The organism is Paraburkholderia denitrificans, from assembly GCF_042655705.1.
Lineage (GTDB): Bacteria > Pseudomonadota > Gammaproteobacteria > Burkholderiales > Burkholderiaceae > Paraburkholderia > Paraburkholderia denitrificans.
Genome location: NZ_JBHSMP010000016.1, coordinates 236,006 through 256,823, shown reverse-complemented (window position 1 = coordinate 256,823; position 20,818 = coordinate 236,006). Strand labels below are relative to the sequence as shown.

13 protein-coding genes are annotated in these 20,818 nt (G+C 65.6%); 5 read left to right on the top strand and 8 right to left on the bottom strand.

Features of this window, described 5'->3' with window-relative positions; genetic code table 11:
- Window positions 1-170 precede the first annotated feature (170 nt).
- Both ACFPTO_RS14060 and ACFPTO_RS14055 read left to right on the top strand, forming a co-directional pair.
- On the top strand, window positions 171-611 hold the full coding sequence (locus ACFPTO_RS14060; RefSeq protein ID WP_377711943.1) for a nuclear transport factor 2 family protein: 441 nt from the start codon (window positions 171-173) through the stop codon (window positions 609-611).
- A 420-nt stretch (window positions 612-1,031) separates the two neighbouring features.
- Window positions 1,032-2,327, top strand: a complete 1,296-nt coding sequence (locus ACFPTO_RS14055; protein ID WP_377711942.1) for an MFS transporter — start codon at window positions 1,032-1,034, stop codon at window positions 2,325-2,327.
- A 14-nt stretch (window positions 2,328-2,341) separates the two neighbouring features.
- Here ACFPTO_RS14055 and ACFPTO_RS14050 read toward each other — a convergent pair whose 3' ends face one another.
- Window positions 2,342-2,560, bottom strand: a complete 219-nt coding sequence (locus ACFPTO_RS14050) for a hypothetical protein (protein WP_377711941.1) — start codon at window positions 2,558-2,560, stop codon at window positions 2,342-2,344.
- Window positions 2,561-2,686: 126 nt separating this feature from the next.
- Window positions 2,687-3,142: an RbsD/FucU family protein gene (locus tag ACFPTO_RS14045; RefSeq protein WP_377711940.1), complete on the bottom strand. Its 456-nt coding sequence runs from the start codon at window positions 3,140-3,142 to the stop codon at window positions 2,687-2,689.
- A gap of 273 nt (window positions 3,143-3,415) precedes the next feature.
- Here ACFPTO_RS14045 and ACFPTO_RS14040 point away from each other — a divergent pair, with 273 nt between their 5' ends.
- Window positions 3,416-4,858, top strand: a complete 1,443-nt coding sequence (locus ACFPTO_RS14040) for an NAD-dependent succinate-semialdehyde dehydrogenase (RefSeq protein WP_377711939.1) — start codon at window positions 3,416-3,418, stop codon at window positions 4,856-4,858.
- A 75-nt stretch (window positions 4,859-4,933) separates the two neighbouring features.
- Here the strand turns inward: ACFPTO_RS14040 and ACFPTO_RS14035 are convergent, their stop codons facing one another.
- Genes ACFPTO_RS14035 through ACFPTO_RS14025 form a run of 3 tightly spaced genes read right to left on the bottom strand, consistent with a single transcriptional unit; the run spans window position 4,934 to window position 9,224 of the window.
- Window positions 4,934-6,478, bottom strand: a complete 1,545-nt coding sequence (locus ACFPTO_RS14035) for an efflux transporter outer membrane subunit (protein ID WP_377711938.1) — start codon at window positions 6,476-6,478, stop codon at window positions 4,934-4,936.
- 18 nt (window positions 6,479-6,496) lie between these two features.
- Entirely contained in the window at window positions 6,497-8,065 is a 1,569-nt protein-coding gene (locus tag ACFPTO_RS14030) for an MDR family MFS transporter (protein WP_377712109.1), read from the bottom strand.
- A 22-nt stretch (window positions 8,066-8,087) separates the two neighbouring features.
- Window positions 8,088-9,224, bottom strand: a complete 1,137-nt coding sequence (locus tag ACFPTO_RS14025) for an HlyD family secretion protein (protein WP_377711937.1) — start codon at window positions 9,222-9,224, stop codon at window positions 8,088-8,090.
- A gap of 94 nt (window positions 9,225-9,318) precedes the next feature.
- Here ACFPTO_RS14025 and ACFPTO_RS14020 point away from each other — a divergent pair, with 94 nt between their 5' ends.
- A complete protein-coding gene (locus ACFPTO_RS14020; protein WP_377711936.1) occupies window positions 9,319-10,032 on the top strand; it encodes a CerR family C-terminal domain-containing protein in 714 nt (237 codons plus the stop codon).
- Between the two features lie 68 nt (window positions 10,033-10,100).
- The gene (locus ACFPTO_RS14015) at window positions 10,101-10,736 is read left to right on the top strand and encodes a LysE family translocator (RefSeq protein WP_377711935.1); all 636 of its coding nucleotides are present in this window, start codon (window positions 10,101-10,103) and stop codon (window positions 10,734-10,736) included.
- Window positions 10,737-10,900: 164 nt separating this feature from the next.
- Here ACFPTO_RS14015 and recD read toward each other — a convergent pair whose 3' ends face one another.
- Genes recD through recC form a run of 3 tightly spaced genes read right to left on the bottom strand, consistent with a single transcriptional unit; the run spans window position 10,901 to window position 20,585 of the window.
- Window positions 10,901-13,126: an exodeoxyribonuclease V subunit alpha gene (recD, locus tag ACFPTO_RS14010; RefSeq protein ID WP_377711934.1), complete on the bottom strand. Its 2,226-nt coding sequence runs from the start codon at window positions 13,124-13,126 to the stop codon at window positions 10,901-10,903.
- Window positions 13,123-16,953, bottom strand: coding sequence for an exodeoxyribonuclease V subunit beta (gene recB / locus ACFPTO_RS14005; protein WP_377711933.1), 3,831 nt, complete (start codon window positions 16,951-16,953; stop codon window positions 13,123-13,125). Before recB ends, recD begins: the two co-directional genes overlap by 4 nt.
- Window positions 16,950-20,585, bottom strand: a complete 3,636-nt coding sequence (recC, locus tag ACFPTO_RS14000; protein ID WP_377712108.1) for an exodeoxyribonuclease V subunit gamma — start codon at window positions 20,583-20,585, stop codon at window positions 16,950-16,952. The genes recB and recC overlap by 4 nt, the downstream gene beginning before the upstream one ends.
- Window positions 20,586-20,818: the final 233 nt, after the last annotated feature.

Below are 20,818 nucleotides of genomic sequence, written 5' to 3'. Positions count from 1 at the left end.
CGCTGTCATGCTCCGTGAGACAGCGCTGCGAAGCGGGTTTTCGAACGCAACTTGCCGGTCGCAGTTATCAGCGCGGGCGATTCTTCAAGCCACGACGCTCGCCGCATCCATTCGATGCCTCGCCTTTCCATAAAGACAAGCCGCTTGAAGCGGCATAAACAGGAGACGACATGATTGAACTGGCGCAGCACATCCCTCCGGCAGTCGCATCATCGCTGAAGCTCTGGCACGAGATGGTGGCCAAGCGTGACCTCGGCGAACTCGAATCGATTGTCGATCCCAACGCCGTGTTTCGTTCGCCGATGGCGGCAACGCCTTACGGTTCGTCGGCAGCATTGTCGCTGGCACTGAACACCGTGATCAACGTATTCGAAGACTTCACGTACTACCGTCAACTGGTTAGTAACGACGGACTGAGCGTTGTGCTCGAATTCGGCGCGCGCGTCGGCGACCGTCAACTCAAGGGCATCGATCTGATCACATTCGACGAGCGCGGCAAGATCGTGGAGTTCGAAGTCATGGTGCGCCCGCTGAGCGGGCTCCAGGCCCTCGGCGCGGAAATGGGCGCTCGTCTTGCCGACAAGCTGCCCGCTTACAAGATTGCGGGTTGAGTGATAGGCGCGCCGCGGTATAGCTGCGCTCGTCCGCCAATTGAATCAACTCCGGCGACGAGCGCGCCGTCACGCCTCCGGTAGCGCAGAGTTCGTGAGACTTCCAATTCGCGAATGTCTTCGGTTGCGCCGGATTACCCGCGTGTAAACCGGTTGTAATGTTCCGTCGATAACTTGGGACCTTCGGCAAAATACTCACCAGACGAGATGTCGTGGGATTGCCGAGATGCTCCGTACTCCACAGTTTTTCAAGGAACAAGCATGGCCTCGACGCAGAGAGAGGCGCCTACTTTCAAACGCCTCCGGCCATTCCTGGTGAAGTCAGAAATATTGCGTCCACGCTATTAAAGCGGCAGGTCGAATATATTCGTGCGATGCACCTGAAACCGCCTGACTTCAGCCGCGTCATTGGGTCGAGTGATGTTTAATATCCAATCCTTCAAAACGCCCGGCGTTGTACCTTTTCTCGCCGGGCAATTCGTGGCGTTGTTCTCGGGGCTTTTCGGTTTATCGGTACTGTCCTGGTTCATCGTGCAAAAATTCGGCGCGGCGGGTATTGCTCAGTTTTACGCAGTACAGGCAGCAGTCTCCTGCCTGTCGTATGTTCTGCTCTCACCTATCGGCGACAGATACAACAAGCTGAAACTGATCCAGTCCACGTCCTGGCTGATCGCCTTTCGCTCGATCTTGCTCGCAGGCGCCGCAGCTTTCCCGAATGTCTCACTCGCAACCATCATTGCGCTTCAGGCAATCAATGCGATTGCAATGTCCATCATCGTTCCTGCTCGTGCGGCATTCCTGCCAGAGCTGGTCCCCGCTAATGAATTGCAACCGGCATTAGGCATTCAGCACTCGATCGCTTCGGTCAGTCGAACGCTTGGTCCCGCTTGCGCTGGTCTGGCGTTGATCGAGTTTTCTCCAGCGGCCTGTTTAGCGGCCCACGCCGCCATGATGGTCATCGTCTGCATTCTGAATCTATTCATGCCGCGCGTGGAATCCGCCATGTCGAAAGCGAAACAGGGGCGTCGGATCGCCACGTGGTGCAACGACATTCTGGATAGTTGGCGCATTCGCCTTCAAATCCCTATCGAGCGATACCTCAGCCTGCTTTCGATGGCATCTCTCATCGCGTCCCTTCCGGCAATCACGATGTTGGTCCCGCTCCGAATTCAATCCGAAGGATGGGGTACGCAAGTGTTTGGAATAACGGAGGCATGCATTAGCGCTGGGGCATTACTTGCCGGATTGGCGCGAATCACTCAAACGATCAGCAAACTGAGCCGGTTCGGCCTGTTCATGTGCGGATGCATCAGCCAGGGTGTATTTCTTCTTGTGGCAAGCGTCACGACAATGCCGCTGATCTTCGCGGCCGCCTATTTCTTCGTTGGGTTCTGCGGCACCACATCCGGTCTGGTGCTCAGCGCCCAGAGGATACTCGCCATTCCGAAGAACTTTCGCGCACGGCTCACCTCGTCGGGAATGACGCTCGCCATGATCGCCGGCTCGATTGGCTCATCGCTGTGCGGCTTCGCGTTGGAACATCTTCAACTGGTTACCGTGAACATTGGGGTGTCCGCCTTTATCTTGCTCGCAGCCGTAGCCTACAGCGCCATTCCTCGCTTCAGAGAATTCCTGAACCTGCCGCCGGAGCACGCGGAGCAATGGTATGAAGGTGAATTTCTGTCGCGATCCAGGCGGACGGCAGAAGCTGCCTAGGCTTTCGCTGAAAGCTAATCCCAGAAGTTACGAAACGCCACGGCGACGATCACGGGCACGCACAGCACCAGCGGAATCGCGAAATACGGAATCTCCAGATCGACGATCCAGCTATAAACCAGCCAGCCGACGCCCAGGCCGAGCGTAATCAGGCCCACGAGCGCCGTAAGGGTATTCAGCACCCAGGGGGGCGGCTGCTTGCGCCTGGGTTCGTTCTTCGGGACGGGATTCATCTTGGAGGCAATAGGAAAAACGTCTTGATCCGGGCATTCAATGGCGCATATTTTACTCCGCCCGTCACGGGTGATGCGTAACGGCGCACCGCCTCCAGCCCGGTTCCGCGCACGCTTACTGCACGTTTACTGACGTGGCTCGTCCGCAGCCAGCAGCACGCCCTTCTTGAAGACGAAGCAGCCGTAGCCGCGCTGCTCGCCGGTGGCGATCACGCAGTACGCGCGGCGCGCACGCTCGTAGAAAGCAAAACGTTCGAGCGAAGCGAACGGCACCTCCCGTCCCTCGCCCGCATTGACTTCGTTTTGCGCCTCGCGCTGCACGGCGGGAATCGTGCCCGCATCGCCCACCACTTCCATGCGCAGCGCCGGATGATCGACGAAAGTATCGAGCGGCAACACCGAAAGCACCGCGCGCGGCGCGTCCACGCCGTCGAGCCGCAGCAGCCGGCCAAGCACGCTTTCGCGCGCGAGCGCGTCGGCGGGAAAATTCGCGTCGCAGATCACGACTTCGTCGCCGTGCCCCATCGAAGCCAATGCGTGCAACACGTCGGCATTAAGCAACGGATCCAGATTCTTCAGCACGGCGCCTCCTCCTTCAGGTTCGATTGACGACGCAGCGCGTGCGCGCCGAACACATCGTAGCCGGGCGGCGCGGTCGTCACAAGCGGCGGTCGTGGCGCCTTGTGCCGTCCGCCGCGTCTGCGATGCACCGCACTGCATGCCGAGCGGTGCGTCGCACGCGAAGCGCAATGCGGTGGCACAATGTCCGGTCTGCATCTTCCAGCGACGCGCGCACACGCAATCGTGTGCGCGCGAGCGTCCGCCACAACCACTGTCGAAGAGGATTGCCCCACCATGACGTCCAGCGTGAAGCCCTATCCGGATACCCAGATTTATGTCGACGGCGCATGGCGCGGCGGCGACCGCACGATTGCGGTGATCGACCCCGCCACCGAAGCGCAGATCGGCCGCCTGAGCCTCGCGAGCGAGCAAGACCTCTCCGATGCCGCCGAAGCTGCCGCACGCGCGTTTCGCGACTGGCGCAAGGTTTCGCCGCTCGAACGCAGCAAGCTCATGCGCCGCGCGGCGCAGTTGCTGCGCGAGCGCGCCGACGATGTCGCCGCGGTCATGACGCGCGAGCAAGGCAAGCCGCTCGCTGAAGCGAAAGCCGAAACGCTCGCGGGCGCCGACGTCATCGACTGGTTCGCCGAAGAAGGCCGCCGCGCTTATGGCCGCGTGATTCCGTCGCGCGCCGATGCGGTTCGCCAGATTGTCACGCGCGAGCCGGTTGGCCCGGTTGCGGCTTTCACGCCGTGGAATTTCCCGCTCAATCAGGCAGTGCGCAAGGTGTCGGCGGCACTCGCTTCGGGCTGTACCGTCGTGCTGAAGGGACCGGAAGAAACGCCCGCGAGTTGCGCCGCCCTCGTGCAGGTGTTCATCGATGCGGGGCTGCCCGCTGGCGCGCTGAATCTCGTATACGGCGTACCTGCCGAGGTTTCGTCGTATCTGATCGCGCATCCGGCGATCCGCAAGATCTCGTTCACGGGTTCGACACCGGTGGGCAAGCTGCTCGCGGCGAAAGCCGGCGAACATATGAAGCGCGTCACGATGGAACTGGGCGGTCACGCGCCCGCCATCGTGTTCGCGGACGCCGACGTGCCGCGTGCGGCAAAGCTGCTCGCACTCGCGAAGATCCGCAACGCGGGCCAGGTCTGCATTTCGCCCACGCGCTTCATGGTGCAGGACGCGGCATACGACGAGTTCGTCGAGCATTTCGTCGCCACGCTCCGCTCGGTCAAGGTGGGCAACGGCCTCGAAGAAGGCGTGCAGATGGGTCCGCTCGCCAACGACCGCCGCCTTGCGGCGATGGAACGTTTCGTTGCGGATGCACTCGACCATGGAGCGAAGGTGCTGACCGGCGGCGAACGCATCGGCCGCGAAGGCTATTTCTTCGCGCCGACCGTGCTGACCGATGTGCCGCTTTCGGCCAGCATCATGAACGAAGAACCGTTCGGCCCGCTCGCGCCGGTTTCGCGATTCTCGCGCTATGAAGACGCCTTGACCGAGGCCAACCGGCTGCCGTGGGGCCTCGCTTCGTATGCGTATACGCGTTCGAGCGCGACGTCCGCCGCCCTTTCCGAGGACATCGAGGCGGGCATGCTGTCGATCAACCACCACGGCCTCGCGGTGCCCGAAACGCCGTTCGGCGGCGTGAAGGATTCCGGCTACGGTTCGGAAGGCGGCACCGAAGCGATGGATGCGTATCTGGTCACGAAGTTCGTCACCGAGCATCGTTGATCGCGGGTTGATCGCGCAATGCGCTACTCCGGGTGTGCATACGCACGGAGCAGCGCGGCTACCTGCAGCCTGGCGTCAAACCTCGGGATACGCACGCGGATATTGCGCAAGTCCATCCGCGGGTTGTACCCATCTTTGCGTCATCGGTTTCCAGCCGAGCCCCAAACTCTTCTGCAACGAAACGAAATCCTTGAGCAGTTCCGCCTGCCCCGAAATCACGTTCTGCTGTGCAGCAAATTCGGCGCGCTGCGTATCGAGCAGATCGACAAGGCTAGAGGCGCCCGCGCGATAGCGCTCGCGCATCAATGTCGCCGAACGCTGCGCCGAGGCCTGCACTTTTTGCAGCGTCACCAGATGCTCGCGCTGATAACCATAGCGCGAGAGCGCGCCATTCGCATCCTGCAGCGCACCCAGCACGGCCTTTTCGTAGCGCGCTCCGGCTTCGTCGCGCGCGGCTTCGGCGCCGTGCACCGCGCCAAGCGTCCGGCCAAAATCGAGCACGTTCCATTGCAGATAAGGCACGCCCACCCAGCTGAAATTGCTTTTACGCACCAGATGACCGGGATTGGCCGCCGTGAACCCGAGATCGCCGAAGAGCGTGAGCTTCGGCAGGAAGTCGGCGATGTGCTCGCCGATTTGCGCATTGCTCGATGCGAGGCGGCGCTCCACCGCGCGAATGTCGGGCCGCCGCGCGATCAGTGCCGCCGGATCGCCGACGGGCACGGACGCGGGCAGCGCGGGCAACGTCTGCGGCGCGGCAAGTTCCGCATCGAGCGCGCCAGGCGCCTTGCCGGTCAGCACTGCAAGCTGGTCGAGCGAAATCTCCACCTGAGCCGCGAGCGGCGTGAGCGTCGAACGCGTGCTCTCCACCTGCGTCGTCAGCCGCTCGACGTCGACTTCCGCCGCCGTGCCGCCCGCGCGGCGCTCCTCGGTCAAGGTCAGCATCTGCTGCTGCAAATCCGCCGTGTGCTGCGCAATCGCCAACCGCTGCTGTTCGTCGCGCAGGTCGATATACGCCTGCGCAACCTCGGCCGCGAGCGACACCTGCGCATCGGCGAGATCGGCATTGACCGCGTCCGCTTCGTCGCTTGCGGCTTCCACCGCGCGCCGCGTGCCGCCGAACAGATCGATCTCCCACGACGCGTCGAAATTCGCCGTGTAGAACTGCAGCGGACCGCCCCCGCTTGAAGCACGTTGGCCGCCCGATCCGCCCTGCGGCTGCGACGAAGAAAACGCGCTCAGATTCGGCTCGCGCATGCGTACGGCCGCAGCGGATGCAGAGACCTTCGGCAACTCCGCTGCGCGCTGCTGCTGCAGTTGCGCACGCGACTCGCGCAAGCGTGCCTCGGCCACCCGCAGATCGGGGTTGTGCGCGAGCGCGGCGGCAATCAGCGCGTTCAGTTGCGCATCGTTCAGCACGAGCCACCAGTCGTTCGGTGCGGGCGCGCTAGCCATGCCAATCGCGGGCGTGCGCACGAATGCGGCGGCACCCACGGATTCGCTGGCGACTGCAGGCACCCCGCGAAAATCCGGACCGACCGTACAGGCGGCGAGCGCGCACGCGGCTGCGACCAAGGTCAGCGACGCAAATTGGAAACGAAAAGAGCGAAAGGCCGTCATGAGCAAAAGAGTTGAATCTCAATGACCTGCAGACGACACTTTCGCGCCGGGCTGCGGTTTCTTGAGCAAAAGCGCGAGGGGCACGCAGGCGGCGAGCGCGATGCCGAGCACCCAGAACGTTTCGGAATACGTGATAACCATCGATTGCTGCTGAATCTGCGCGGCGATCTGGCCGAGCGAGCGCAGTTGCGAATACGCCATGTCGCCGGTCTGCGAGAGCCAATACGAAGCACCGGAGGCGACACGCTCCTGCCCGATCAGCGAATTCGCGCTGATCGATTCGCGCAGCATCGCGATATGGAACGTCTCGCGGCGGTCGATCAGCGTGCCGATGATCGCGAGCCCCACCGATCCGCCGAGATTGCGCGCCATGTTGTAAAGACCCGCGGCATCGCCGGATTCCTCGCGCGCGACGGCTGCCATCGATGCCTGATTGAGCGGCATCATCGCCAGCACCTGGGCGGTGCCGCGAACGAGCTGCGACCAGACGAAATCATGGCCGACGCTCTGCGCAGTCAGCGAAATATCGAGCATGCAGCTAAGCGTGAACAGCAGCAGCCCGCTCACCACGAGCACGCGAAAATCCATCTTGCCGAGCACGCGCGGCAAGATCGGCATCATCAGAAACGCGGGCAAGCCGGAAAGCAGCATGATCGAGCCCGACTGCTGCGCGTTATAGCCCGCGACGAGGCTCAGGAACTGCGGCAGCAGATACGAAATGCCATACAGCCCCGCGCCCACCGCGAACACGATAACGATCACGCTCGCATAGCGCGGATTGCGCATGAGCGACAGGCGCAGAATCGGCTTCTTCGCCGTGACCTGCGAGAGCGCGATCAACGCCATGCCCGCGAGCGAGACCCATGTGAGCGTAACGATCATGCTCGACTCGAACCACCGTTCGCGCTGCCCCTCTTCGAGCACGACAGTCAGCGAACTGAGGCCGGCAGCAAGGCCCGCGATCCCGAGCCAGTCGGCCTTGAAAAACGCCTCCCAATGCGGGCGGTCGGGCTCAAGGCCCACTACGAGCAGCGTGATCAGCGCAAGACACACCGGCAGGTTGATGAAGAAGCACCAGCTCCAGCTGATGTTCTCCGCAAGCCAGCCGCCCACGACCGGTCCGAGCAACGGCCCGAGCAGCACGATCAGGCCGAATACCGTCATGCCGACCGGCAATTGCGACAGCGGCAAGCGGGTGCGGATGATGGTCTGCCCGGTCGGGATCATCGCGCCGCCGGTAAAGCCCTGTCCGATACGCCCGGCGATCATCACGGGCAGCGTGTGCGACCAGCCGCACATCATCGAAAAACCGATGAAGAGCGCCGAATTCGTCAGCAGAAAATTGCGCAGTCCGAACACGCGCGTGAGCCAGGCCGCGAGCGGGATCATCACGATTTCGGACATCAGGTAGCCCGTCGAAATCCACGTGCCTTCGGTGCCGGTCGCACCGATCTCGCCCTGGATCTGCGGCAATGCCGAGTTCGTGATCGAGATATCGAGCGTGGCCATCAGCGCGCCGAGCGCACCGGCCGCAACGGCAATCCAGTCCGCCGTGCTCGCGCGCGGTGCGGGCGCCGGTTCGCTAATGGCCGCGTCACGAACGGCCGCGTCAGCCACGGTGATTCTCGGCTTCGATGCGGCGCTCGTCGTCGCGAGCCGAGCGTGTATCCACGTCGACGGTCACCGACATGCCCGGCAGCAGCACGCTGCGTGTTTGCGGGCCGGTATCGAGACGGATGCGCACCGGCACGCGCTGCACGATCTTCGTGAAGTTGCCCGTGGCGTTCTCGGGCGGCAGCAGCGCGAACTGCGCGCCCGTGCCCGGGGAGAAGCTGTCGACGACGCCATGCAGCGTATGACCCGGCAGCGCGTCGACCGAAAGCTCGACGGGCTGGCCCACGCGCATGCGACCAATCTGCGTTTCCTTGAAGTTCGCTTCGAGATAAGTGCTTTGCACGGGCACGACGGTCAACATGCGCGTGCCGGGCTGCACGAACTGGCCAACGCGCACCGTGCGATCGCCCACGCGTCCCGCGAGCGCGCTTTTGACCACCGTGTTGTCCAGATCGAGTTGTGCCTGCGCCGCGTTCGCGCGCGCGGCTTCGAGTTGCGCGCGGGCCTGGGCGAGCTGCGCGCTGAGCGCGGTAATCTGCGCGCGCGCGGCTTCGACGGCTGCCGAATCGGCGGCCAGCGTGGCCGCGGCCTCGTCGCGCGTGCTCGTGAGTCCGTCCAGGCGTTCGGTGGTTTCCGCGCCGGTTGCGGCGAGCGGTGCGTAGCGCGCAACCTCGTCGCGCGCATGGCGCAGGCTCACGCGTGCGACTTCCTGCTGCGCCTGCGTCTGCGCGATGTTCGCGCGCTGCTGGGCGAGCTGAGCCTGCGCATGCTCGATGTCGGCGACGCGCGCGTCGATAGTCGCGCGGGCTTGATCGAGCGCCACCTGATACTGGCGCGCATCGAGCTTCACGAGCGGATCGCCCGCCTTGACCGCCTGGTTGTCGGCGACATATACGTCGCTCACGTAGCCGCTCACCTTCGGCGCAACCGTCACGCTATCGGCTTGCAGATAAGCGTCGTCGGTCGATTCGATGAAGCGGCCCACCCTCCACCAGTGCCCGCCCCAGACCGCCCCGGCCACCACCACGGCCAGCAAGGTTCCGATCAGAAAATTCCGTTTCGTGCCGCGTCGTGCCGACGCGTTGCCCGCGTCCGCTGCATCGCGCGCGGGCACGCCTGCTGTCGTTGACATGTCTTTTGTCTCAATCTTTCCGGTTGGCAAAATTATTCCAACTGGAAAAATTGTGTCAAGTGATATATTTCCGGGCAGCCAGGCAAGGAGACCCATGAGCGAAAGCAAACGACTGCGCCGCCCGACGGCCGGAGGCTATCCACGCGGCGACGAAACCCGGCGCAAGATCATTGAGGCCGCAATCATCCTGTTCGGCCAGCACGGCTTCGAAGGCGCGTCCACGCGCGAGATCGCCGCGCATGCGGGCGTCAATGCGCCCGCGCTGCAGTACTACTTCGAGAACAAGGAAGGGCTCTACCGCGCGTGCGCCGAGTCGCTCGCGGACGAATCGTGGGAGGCTTTCGAGCCCGCCGTGATGCGCGGCCACGAAGTGCTGGCAAGCAACGCTGACCCCGATGCGCTCATCGAGGCGTTCATCGGCATTCAGATGGCCGTGGCGGACCGCACGTTCGTGAAGCACCGCGAACCCGACGCGCGGCTCTTCTTCGCGCGCGAACAGGGCGGCGGCGAGCCCGAGATCGGCTCACAGGTACTGCGCGAGCGCGTGCGCGAACCGCTCAACGCGGTCAATGTCGCGCTCCTTGCGCGCATTACCGGTGTGCCTGCCGACGATCCGCTCACCGTCGTGCGCATGTTCAGCCTGTACGGGCAATTTCTGCTGTTCCACATTGCGCGGCGCTCGACGCTCGCGCTGCTGCAGTGGGACGATATCGACGCCGAAAAAGCCGCGTTCGTGAAGACGAACATCCGCGAGCAGACGCGCGTACTGCTCGCGCACTGGAGCCGCGAACGTCCGCGAACGTCTTGATCCAGCGCTACTTTTGCTCATATTTGTCGTGCTACCGTAGCCAATTCCTCCCTCCCGAAGGCCCTGCCATGACTCCGTTCGCCGCTATCGTAAGCATCCTCGCCGCCATTCTGCTGGGCGCCATGAGCCCCGGCCCGAGCTTCGTGCTCGTCGCCCGCAGTTCGATCGCCCTGTCGCGCCGCGATGGCGTCGCCACCGCGCTCGGCATGGGCGCCGGAGCGATCTGCTTCGCGGGCGTCGCGCTCGCCGGGCTCTATACCGTGCTTTCTACCGTCGAATGGCTCTACATGGGGCTCAAGCTCGCGGGCGGTGCGTATCTGCTCTATATCGCCTCGCGGATCTGGCGCGGTGCGAGTCAACCGTTCACGGTGGGCAGCGCCAAAGCCGCCGCCAGCCGCCCAGGCAAATCGTTCTGGGTGGGCCTCACCACGCAGTTGAGCAATCCGAAAACGGCCATCGCCTACGGCAGCATCTTCGTGGCGCTCCTGCCGCAGCATCCGCCGATGTGGTGCTACTTCGCGCTGCCGCCGTTCGTTTTCATCATCGAAACCGGGTGGTACACGGTGGTTGCGCTCTGCTTTTCGAGCCAGCGGCCGCGCGAACTTTATCTGCGCGCGCGACGCTGGATCGACCGCACCGCGGCCTTCGCCATCGGCGCGCTCGGTCTGCGCCTGATTCTCACCGCAGGTCAACGCGGACTCTGAATCGCGACAGTCGCTTGTTTCGAAAACGTGCTCTACACCCGCTCACGATCGTTTAAACGTCTGTTCGGCGCACTCGTCGAATTCGCCGATCCAGAAAAAAGGGCGGGCCGCACCAGCGGCTCGCCCTTTTTATCGCGCGCAGCCCAACGCCACATCACCGCGCGTCAGGCCGCATCCGCATCGTCGGCGAGGCCCGCCATCAGGCCGCTCGCGCGCTGCACCCGGGAGACCACCGCGCGGTCGAGCACCGGCCTTCCCTCCGGCACCGCAAGCGTCAAAAACTCTCGCGCACGCGTGATGCCCGTGTAGACGAGTTCACGCGTGAGAACGGGGCTATAGGTGTCCGGCAATACGAGCGCGGCGTGGGTGAATTCGGAACCCTGCGACTTGTGCACGGTGAGCGCGAACACGGTCTCGACGCTTTGCAGGCGGCTCGGCGACACCCACTTCACACCGCGCGATCCATCCATGGCCGGGAACGCCACGCGCAGCACGGGCGGTTCGCCGTCGCGCACGGGCAATGCCAGCGCGATACCGATGTCGCCGTTCATCAACCCGAGTTCATGGTCGTTGTGCGTGACGAGCACGGGCCGCCCCGCATACCAGTCGCCGCGCGGATCGATCAGCGCGCTTTCGTGCAGCAGCCGCGCCACGCGCTGATTCAATCCTTCGACGCCCCACGGACCCCGCCGCAACGCGCAAAGCAGCTGAAACTCGCCATGCGCCTTCAGCACCGCCGCCGCCCATTGCGCGAGCGCTTCGGGTGATGCGCCAGACTCGGGCCGCAGCGCACGCATCGTCTCCAGATAGTGCCGATAGCCGTAACGGCTCACAGCCGCGCTCTCGTTTGCGCGCACAACGTTTGTCTCACCCGTATTGCCTGCGCGGCCCTCGACAATCAGCGCACGCAGCGGCACGTCGTCCGCCGTCGAACAAGCAACGCGCGCGAGATCGGCAAAACCGCGTGCCCAGATCTTTGCGACGCCTGCCGCGTTACCCGTATTGACCAGTTCGGCAAGCGCGCCGATGCCGCTATCGGCGGCAAAGCGATGGCTCTCACGCAGCATCGCGACCGCCTGATCGAGCGGCGTGCCGTGAGCGTCGAGCATCACGGCGTCGATGCGCTCGCCCGTCGCCGCTTCGAGCCACGCGCGCGTAGCCTCCGTGTAGTGGCCTTCGCGCGCACGCTCGCACAGTTCGCCGAGCACCGCGCCCGCCTCCACCGAAGCAAGCTGGTCCTTGTCGCCGAGCAGGATGAGGCGCGCCGTGGACGGCAGCGCATCGAGCACCGCGGCCATCATCTCCAGATCGACCATCGACGCCTCGTCGATCACGAGTACGTCGACGGGCAGCGGATTCGCCGCGTCATGGCGAAAGCGCCGGCTGCCGGGCCGCGTGCCCAGCACGCGATGCAGCGTCGTCACGACCGTGGGAATCGTGGCGCGCAGCGCTTCGCCGTTCGGCAACGCGTCGAACGGCAAGCGCTTCACCGCGCCCGCAATCGATTCGTTGAGCCGCGCCGCCGCCTTGCCGGTCGGTGCCGCGAGACGGATACGCAGTGGCCGCGCGCCGCGCGTGCCCGCTTGTCCGAGCGCAAGCGTCTGCAAGAGCGCCAGCAGCTTGACGACAGTCGTCGTCTTGCCGGTGCCGGGTCCGCCCGTGACGATGCTGAACGCACTGCGCGCCGCCAGCGCACAGGCGAGTTTTTGCCAGTCCGCACGCGGCGGCTGGCCCGCGTCGATTGCGCGCGCAGGAAACAGTGCGTCGAGCGCGCGGCGTGCCGCGTCAGCGGGCAGTGCGGCCTCGATTTGCGCGCGGCGCGCAAGCCGCCGCTCGATGCCCGCGCGCACGTCCTGTTCGTATTGCCAGTAGCGCCGCAGATAAAGCCGCGTACCCGCGAGCACGAGCGGCGTATTACCGACCTCGATGCCCACCATCTCAGGTGCGTCGAGTGCCGCGCGCCACTGCGCGAGCGTCACGCCCGCGAGCACTTCGGCAGGCGGCTGAACCGGTTCGGCAGCGGGCAGTTGCGGGCCATCGGGCGGCAACGAGAGCGCGAAAGCGGGATCGTCGAGCGTGGCCCGAAGATCGAGGCAGACATGACCGCGCCCGAGCTGATGGCTCGCCAGCGCGGCGGCGAGCAGCAAGAGCGGCGCGGCCTGCGGCGTTTCGGTCCAGAGAAAGCGCGCGAACGCGGCATCGAGCGTGCGCAGCCAGCCACGCTCGACCCAGCGGTCGAGCACGGCGAGCATCTGCTGTGCCGATTCGCGCGCGCGCGGCGCCCTGCCCGCATCCTGCGGCGGCGTGTCTTGCGCCGCCGCTTCGAGCTCCTGTTGCGCGAACAGATCGCCGGTCACGCCGATCATGTCCTGCGTGCGTCGCTTCGTCATGCCATGCCCTTTGCCGCTTCGTGACGCGCGAACAGCGCATCGATTCGTTCGATCAGTTCGCGTGGCGGTCGCTCGATATGCAGCCCCTGGCCCGGCGCACGTCCGCCGCGCAGGAAGATATAAACGGCGCCGCCCACGTGAAGGTCGTAGTCATAGTCCGGCAAGCGCGCCTTGAGCAGCCGATGCAGCGCGAACAGATACAGCACGTACTGCAGTTCGTAGCGGGAATGCAGGATCTGCGCGCGCATTTTCGCGGCCGTGTATGAAGCATCGTCGGGCCCGAGCCAGTTCGACTTGTAGTCGGCGACGTAGTAGCGGCCTTCATGTTCGAACACGAGATCCATGAAGCCCTTGAGCATGCCGTTCAGGCGTGTGGCGTCGAGCGCGGGACGCGCCTCGCCGTCGAGCGTCATCGACGTGACGAGCGCATCGAGTTCGAGCGTGTCGACCGCGTGCGCCGTCACCCAGAACTCCATTTCCGCCATATACGAGGCCAGCTTGGCGAACACGACCGGCGACACCGCTTCGCCCTCCACAGGCGGCAGCCTCAACGGCGTTTTCACGAGATGCAACAGCCATTCGGTGAGCGGCTCGACCCAGCGCGACCAGCCGCGCACGTTGCAGCGCCGCGCCACCATATCGCGCACGCTTTCGGCATCCTGTGCGATTTTGTCGAAGCCCTCATTGGCCGTCCATTCCATCAGGTCGTGCAGGAAGGTGCCCGCGTCCGCGCCGCGCTCGAAGCCGTGCATCGTGTCGCCCGCCAGCGCGACGGCCTGAACGCCGTCCGCTTCGTCCGCTTCTTCTTGCGGCGGCGTGGTCGCGTCGAGCAGTTCGAGGAACACGTCCTCGCCGCGCGTATCCGGCGCCGCGCGCGCGCCATCCGGATCGGGCGTGGCGATGCCGCCCGGCGCAGCCTCGACCGTCTTCAGACTCGAATAACTCGCGACCCACCAGCGCTCGCGCTCGCGATACGCCATCGTGCGCGCATGGCCTCGCGCGGCACGCGGCCCGCGCATCGCAAATAACTCGCGGCCGGGTTCGGGTGCGGGCGCAACGTTGATGTCGGCAGAGCCGCCGCGCAGCGCTTCGAGGCACGCTTCGGACTGGTCTGCGGGCAGCGGCTCGCCGCCGCTCATGAGGTAGCCGAACGCGCTCGACTCGACGCCCTGCAGCGGCGCATAGCCCACCCACGTCGCGTAGCGCGCGCGCGTGAGCGCGACGTAGAGCTTGCGCAGGTCTTCGCCGAGCCGTTCGCGGTCCGCCTGCTGAAGCTCGCTGCCGCTCGCTTCGAGCGTGATCTGCAATTCGCCCTGCGCGTCGTGCCATTTGAGCGGCACTTCGTCGGGTTTGACCGCGCGATACGCGCAGGCAAACGGCAGGAACACGAGCGGATATTCAAGTCCCTTCGACTTGTGGATCGTGACGACCTGCACGAGCGCCGCGTCGCTTTCGAGGCGCAGTTGTCGCGCGTCGCCGCCACCGCCCGCGCTCTCGTCCTCGCGTTGTTCGTCGAGGTAACGGATCAGCGCATGCTCGCCGTCTAGCTGCGTACTGGCCTGTTGCAGCAGTTCGGCCAGATGCAGCAGGTTCGTGAGCGCGCGTTCGCCGTTGACGCTGGCGCCCGCCGTCTCGCCGAGCAGCCGCTGCGGCACGTGAAAGTCGTTGAGCAGGCGCCGCAGCATCGGCAACACGCCCTTCTTGCGCCAGCAATCGCGATAGCCGCGGAACTGCAGCACGCGCGCTTCCCATGCGAGTTCGTCGTGACCCAGGGCGTCGAGTTCGCTCCAGCCGAGTCCGAGCGTCGACGTCGCGAGCGCCGTGCGCACGCGCCGTCCATCGTCGGGTTCCGCGCAGGCGGCGAGCCAGTAGCGCAGTTCCTCGGCCTGCGGCGTGAGGTAAACGGAATCGCGATCGGACAGGTAGACGCTGCGCACGCCGCGTGCGCGCAGCGCCTGGCGGATCGCGCTCGCCTCGTCGCGATTGTTCACGAGCACGGCCATATCGGATGGCTTCAATGCACGCAGGCCGTCCTCGCTTTCGAAGCCTGCCGCCTGCGACTCGCCGAGGTTCATGAGCCGGACCATCTCGGTCGCGCAGCTTGCGGCCATGCTCACGAGGTACGCCGCCTTGCTGGAAGGCGGCTTGCCGTCAACGCCTGGCGGCAGCCACCAGACGTTGAGCGCAGGCACCGCTGCGCCTTGCGCCACGAGTTTTTCGGCTCGGCCATGCGCTTCGGCGGGGACGAACGGAAGCGCATTCGCCTCGCCGTCGTTGCTGCGGAACAGGAACGCGCCGTTGCCTTCGGCACGCGATTCCGCGGCGTCAAAGCAGCGGTTGACGGCCGCCACCATCGCGCGCGTCGAGCGATAGTTCGTCTTCAGCGTATAAAGCCGCCCTTCGCACGCCTGCCGGGCACGCAGATACGTGTAGATATCCGCGCCGCGAAACGCATAGATGGCCTGCTTCGGATCGCCGATCAAGACGATTGCCGTATCGGCGACGTTCTCGGCAATACGGTAGATCCGGTCGAAAATCTGGTACTGAACCGGGTCCGTGTCCTGAAACTCGTCGATCAGGGCCACCGGATACTGCTTGCGGATGATCGCCGCAAGACGCTCGCCGTTTTCCTTCTTCAATGCCGCGAGCAGGCGCGTGAGAAGGTCGTCGAAACCCATCTGCGAGCGGCGCGCCTCCTCGTCTTCGAAGCGCCGCGCGACCCAGCGCGCCGCGTGGCACAGCAGCGGCTGGCGTGCGTCAGGCTGCGCCGCGAGCGCGTCGCGCAGCGTCTCCATCGCCACGAACGCCGGATGCTCGGGCGGCTCGCTGCCGGGCTGCCAGATCTCCTTGAGCCCGGCGGGCGTAAGACGCGTCCAGACCGCAGCCTTCTCGTCGAAGGCGGGCTGCACGAGCTCGGGGTCGTTCGCCCACGCACGCAGCTTGTCGATCCACGTATCGCAGTTGCGCGTGTTGAGCTTCCTGGCATCGAACAGCTTCTTTGCGCGCGCGGTGTCGAGCAGCGCCTTTACTTCGTCGATCCAGCCGCGCCACGGCGCCTTCAACTCTTCGAGTTCCTCGCGCGCCTGCGTGCGCGCAGCAAGCAGCGAGGCAGCCGGCTCGCTTGCGTCGGGCAGCAGGTCCGCATGCGCGAGCAGGCCACGGATGGCCTTGTGCAGTTCGTCGGGATGGCGGAACCAGGCGCGCACTTCCTGGGCCGATTGCGCGTCGAGCGGCGCCATGTAGGTGCGCCAGTAATCGCGCACGACTTCCGCGCGCAGTTCCGTCTGGTCGGTGACGAGCGTCTGCGAAAAAAGGCTGTCGCTGTCGAAGGCATGCTCGCTGAGCATGCGATTGCACCAGCCGTGGATCGTCGAGACCGCGGCCTCGTCCATCCACTCGGCTGCGAGTTGCAGCCGCCGCGCGCAGGCGGGCCACGCTGCGGGATCGTAGTCCGCACGCAATGCGTGCAGCAGATCGCCGTCCGCTTCGCCGGCGAACACGTCGTCGGGATCGGCACGGAACGCCTCAGCCGCTTCGATCAGCCGCGCGCGGATACGCTCGCGCAGCTCCTTGGTTGCGGCGTCCGTGAACGTGACGACGAGAATCTCCGGCGGCGTAAGCGGCCGCGCGCATTCACCCTGCTCGATCTCCTCGACCGGCTCATAAAGCTCGTTTGCCGCGCCGTGGCCCAGCACGAGCCGCACATAGAGCATTGCGATGGTGAAGGTTTTGCCCGTGCCCGCGCTCGCCTCGATCAGGCGGCTGCCGTAGAGCGGAAAGCGCAGCGGCTCCAGCACGTGGGCCGTGACGTCGTGCGCCTGGGTCATGCGGTGTCTCCAGCAGCAGCGGAAGTAGTAACAGCGGTATCGCGCGGCGCTCGCGATGCGGCCAGCGGCGCGCGCTGCACGGGCAGCAGCAGCCGCGTTGAAAGCGTGATGAATGCGTCGTCAACGACCAGCGCATCGAAATCGGCGAACGCGCGGCGCAGCCAGGGGTTCGTCTCGCACTCGCCGAGGGCACGCACGTTACCCTCGAAAGCTGCGCGCGCATCCTCCCACGCCTCGGCGGGCACGCTTGCCCGGCTGCCGTCGAACGCATCCGGCAGGCGGCGCAGCCACGCGAACGCCGTTTTCACCGCAAGCGGCAGCGGCCGGCGCAAGCCCGCATCCCACGCGCCGAGCAGCGCAGTCAGATAGTCGCGCGCGACCTCCGGCGCCACGGGCGAAAACTCCGCCACGCCCGCCTTGCTGACGATCACCGTTGTCACCTCACCCGCCGCCAGTTGTGCCGCAACGTGCGCGACCCAGTAGGCCGCCAGCCGTTCGCCGCGATATTTGTTCGCCTTGACGAGCGTGCCCGCATCGAGAATCACGCGGCCACGCGTTTCGTCCGGGCCTGCGCGCAGATCGTCGATCCAGTCGTCGATCGTCAGCGTGCGCCCATCGACGGACGCATCAAGACGAATTTCATATTGATGTTCGAGCGGTTCCGGCCAGCGCGCGAGCGCCTTGCGATACGCGGCGAAGAGGTCGCCCATCGGCGCGAGCAGTTCCTGGCCGATTACTTCGCCAAAGCCGCCCGCCGCCAGATCCCCGCTGCGGTGCATCCGTTCGAGCCGCTCGAGCGCCACGGGTTCGAGGTCGTCGTCGCCGCGCTCCATCGCAGCCGCTTGCGCACGAATCAGCTCGCTCTGGAGTTGCCACGCCTGCAGCGTGTCCACTTCGAACGGCTCCTGATTCTCGCTTGCCGCATCTTCGGCCTGGAACGCGACGCGCAGGCGCTGCTGGAAAAAGCTGCGCACCGGGTCGCGCAGGAACCCGGCGAGTTCGTCAATCGAGAGCGGCTCGTCGCGTTCGGGCGGCGGCAGCGCCGCCGCGTGCGCTGCGGCGTCCGCCACCGGAGCGGGACGGCTCCATTCGTGCGCGTAGGTATAGAGCGGCGAAGCGTCCGGCTGCGACGGAAAGTAGTCGGCGCTAAAGGGTTGCAGGCGATGCTCGATGGTCAGTGCATCGAGTAGTGAATCAGGCAATGCATCCGGCGCTTCCGGCGCATCCTCATCGCCTTCGAGCCGCCAGCCCGTTTTTAGGTGATCGCGCAACTGCCCCACGAGCACGGAAGGCGGCCTCGGCGTGTTGTCGGTCACGCTGCGGCCGATCCACGAAATGTGCAGATGATCGCGCGCGGAGAGCAGCGCTTCGAGAAACAGATAGCGGTCGTCCTCGCGCCGCGAGCGGTCGCCGGGCCGGTAATCGCGGCGCATCAGGTCGAAGTCGAGCGGCACGCGATTGCGCGGGTAGTCGCCGTCGTTCATACCGAGCAGGCACACGCGCCGGAACGGTATCGCGCGCATCGGCATCAGCGTCGCGAACGTCACCGCGCCCGCGAAAAAGCGTTGCTGCAAACCGCCGCCCGCCAGTTCGTCAAGCCAGTTTTCAGCGACGATCGCAAGCGGCAGCTTGTCCGTGAGCCGCGCTTCGGCGCAGGCTTCGCGCCACGTTTCGAGCGCGCCGTCGAGGCGTTCGAGCGTGTAGGCATCTTCGGGGTCGTCGGTGGCGAAGAACGTCGCTTTCAGCGCGCGCAGCCGCTCGCACCAGACTTCGACCGTCGCCGGTTCGCGCAGCGTTTGCCACGTCGAATCGAGCGCATCCACGAGGCGCGTGAGCGGGCCGAGCAGCGCGGCATTGAGGCCGCCGATATCGGCGTACGGCTCGATCCCGCGCCACGCGCTCGCGCTGTCGCCCGCCGCATAGCCGAGCAACATGCGCCGCAGCCCGAAGGCCCAACTGTTCGGCGCGTTCATCTCGTCGGCCTGCGGCAAGCCGAGGCTCGCCCGTTGCGTGGCGTGCAGGCCCCAGCGGATATTCGCACCGTCGATCCAGTTGCGCAGCGTGGGCACGTCCTCGGCGTCGATGCCAAAGCGCGCGCGCACGGCGGGCACTTCCAGCAGGTCGAGCACGTCGCTCACGCTCACACGCGACTGCGGTAACGCGAGCAGCATTTCGAGCGCGCCGACGAGCGGATCGAACGTGCGCTGTGTGCGATCCGCGACGCTGAACGGGATGTAGCGTGGATCGTCCGCGTCGAGCAGGCCGAACACGGCCTGGATGTGCGGCGTGTAGACCTCGATGTCCGGCACCATCACGATCACGTCGCGCGGCCGCAAGGCGGGATCGGCGGCAAACGCCGCCAGCAGCCGGTCGTGCAGGATCTCCACCTCGCGCTGCGCGCTGTGGGCGACATGAAAGCGGATCGATTCGTCCGCGTGCGGATCGACCGCGGGCCATTGCTCGCGCGTCTCGTGCAACGGGCGCAACTCGCGGATATCGTCTTGAAGCTGTTGCAGCAGCGTGTGCGCCTCGGCGCCGTCGAACAGATCGATGCGCTGGCCGATGCGCGTGAAATGCGGCGCGTAGCTCGCGCGCGCTTCGTCGCTGTCGTATTCGTCGAGCAGGCCGATGAAGTCGCGCCCCTGCTTGCCCCACGCCGCCAGCAGCGGTTGCGCATGAAGGTGCAGCAGCGAATCGTCGAGCACGGCGGGCGCGCCTGCGCGGCGGCGCTGCCGCGCGTGCCGCGCGCGCAGAAGATCCTGGTCGGCGACGATATCGGCCCAGTAATGCATGCACGGGTTGTGAACGCACAGGAGCACCTGGGTCCAGCGCGCGAGTGCCGCGAGCACCTCCACCGACTGGCGCGGCAAGCTCGATACACCGAACACGACGATGCGGCGCGGCAGCGCCTTCGGCCTTGTGCTGCCGCCGTTGCCGTCGTCGTCACCCTCGCGCCAGCGTTCCGCGCAACGCATGAACGCCGCATGGACCGCCGCGCGGCCCGTCTCCCGCAGATCGACGCCGTGCTGTGCATCGTCGTCGCCCACGTCATCGAGCAGCGCGCGCCAGAGCGCGGCCTGCCAGCGTGCGTCGGCGGGCAGCGGCGCGCGCTGGTTGCGGGCGTCGATCACCACATCGTCGTGCGCGGCCCATGCGGCGAGCCAGTCCGCGCGATACACCTGGTACTGGTCGAACAGATCGGCCACGCGCTGCGCAAGCTGGAAACGCTTGCGCCGGTCGTCGTCCTGCGCCATGAAACGCTTGAGCGGCTCGTAGCCGGGCGTGTCGAGCAATGCGGGCAGCATGCGCATCAGGCGCCACGTGAGCCGCGATTTGTCGAACGGCGAAACGGCGGGCACTGCCTCCAGGCCCAGCACCGCGCGATAGACCTGCCAGAGAAAACGCGAAGGCAGCGACATCTCGAACGCAGCCGCCACGCCGCAGCCGCCTTCCTCCGGGTCCGCCGCGAATGCGAGCTTGAGCCACTGCGCGATGCCGTTGCTCTGCACGAGCATCACTTCTTTTTCGAGCGGAGCAACCGGATTCTGGCTGATCCATTGGACGATCAGGTCGCGCAGCCGTTCGGGCTGATTGCCGTGAACGAGCATGAGCCCCGTGGGCAGTTCGCGCACGCTCAAGCGAGGCTCCTTCGCGGCGTCATTGCGCGCGATGCGGGAAGGGAAACGGTGAAATATGCGGCCATGTCGCGAGGTCGTAATCCGGTGCGAATGCGAAGCGGGCCGGCAATCCGGCCCGTCGCGACAGTTTACGACATCGGAGGCGCGCATGACCCTGCGTCGCGGCAAGCGCGTGCCAGGCGCTTGTCGTGCGGCAGACGCACGACGACGTTATTGCTGCCGCAGCG

What these genes read in the sequence shown, in the direction of transcription:
- ACFPTO_RS14060 (WP_377711943.1), top strand. Translation starts at nt 171, where the DNA reads ATGATTGAACTGGCGCAGCACATCCCTCCGGCAGTCGCATCATCGCTG.
- ACFPTO_RS14055 (WP_377711942.1), top strand. Translation starts at nt 1,032, where the DNA reads ATGTTTAATATCCAATCCTTCAAAACGCCCGGCGTTGTACCTTTTCTC.
- ACFPTO_RS14050 (WP_377711941.1), bottom strand. Translation starts at nt 2,560, where the DNA reads ATGAATCCCGTCCCGAAGAACGAACCCAGGCGCAAGCAGCCGCCCCCC.
- ACFPTO_RS14040 (WP_377711939.1), top strand. Translation starts at nt 3,416, where the DNA reads ATGACGTCCAGCGTGAAGCCCTATCCGGATACCCAGATTTATGTCGAC.
- ACFPTO_RS14035 (WP_377711938.1), bottom strand. Translation starts at nt 6,478, where the DNA reads ATGACGGCCTTTCGCTCTTTTCGTTTCCAATTTGCGTCGCTGACCTTG.
- ACFPTO_RS14025 (WP_377711937.1), bottom strand. Translation starts at nt 9,224, where the DNA reads ATGTCAACGACAGCAGGCGTGCCCGCGCGCGATGCAGCGGACGCGGGC.
- ACFPTO_RS14020 (WP_377711936.1), top strand. Translation starts at nt 9,319, where the DNA reads ATGAGCGAAAGCAAACGACTGCGCCGCCCGACGGCCGGAGGCTATCCA.
- ACFPTO_RS14015 (WP_377711935.1), top strand. Translation starts at nt 10,101, where the DNA reads ATGACTCCGTTCGCCGCTATCGTAAGCATCCTCGCCGCCATTCTGCTG.
- recD (WP_377711934.1), bottom strand. Translation starts at nt 13,126, where the DNA reads ATGACGAAGCGACGCACGCAGGACATGATCGGCGTGACCGGCGATCTG.
- recB (WP_377711933.1), bottom strand. Translation starts at nt 16,953, where the DNA reads ATGACCCAGGCGCACGACGTCACGGCCCACGTGCTGGAGCCGCTGCGC.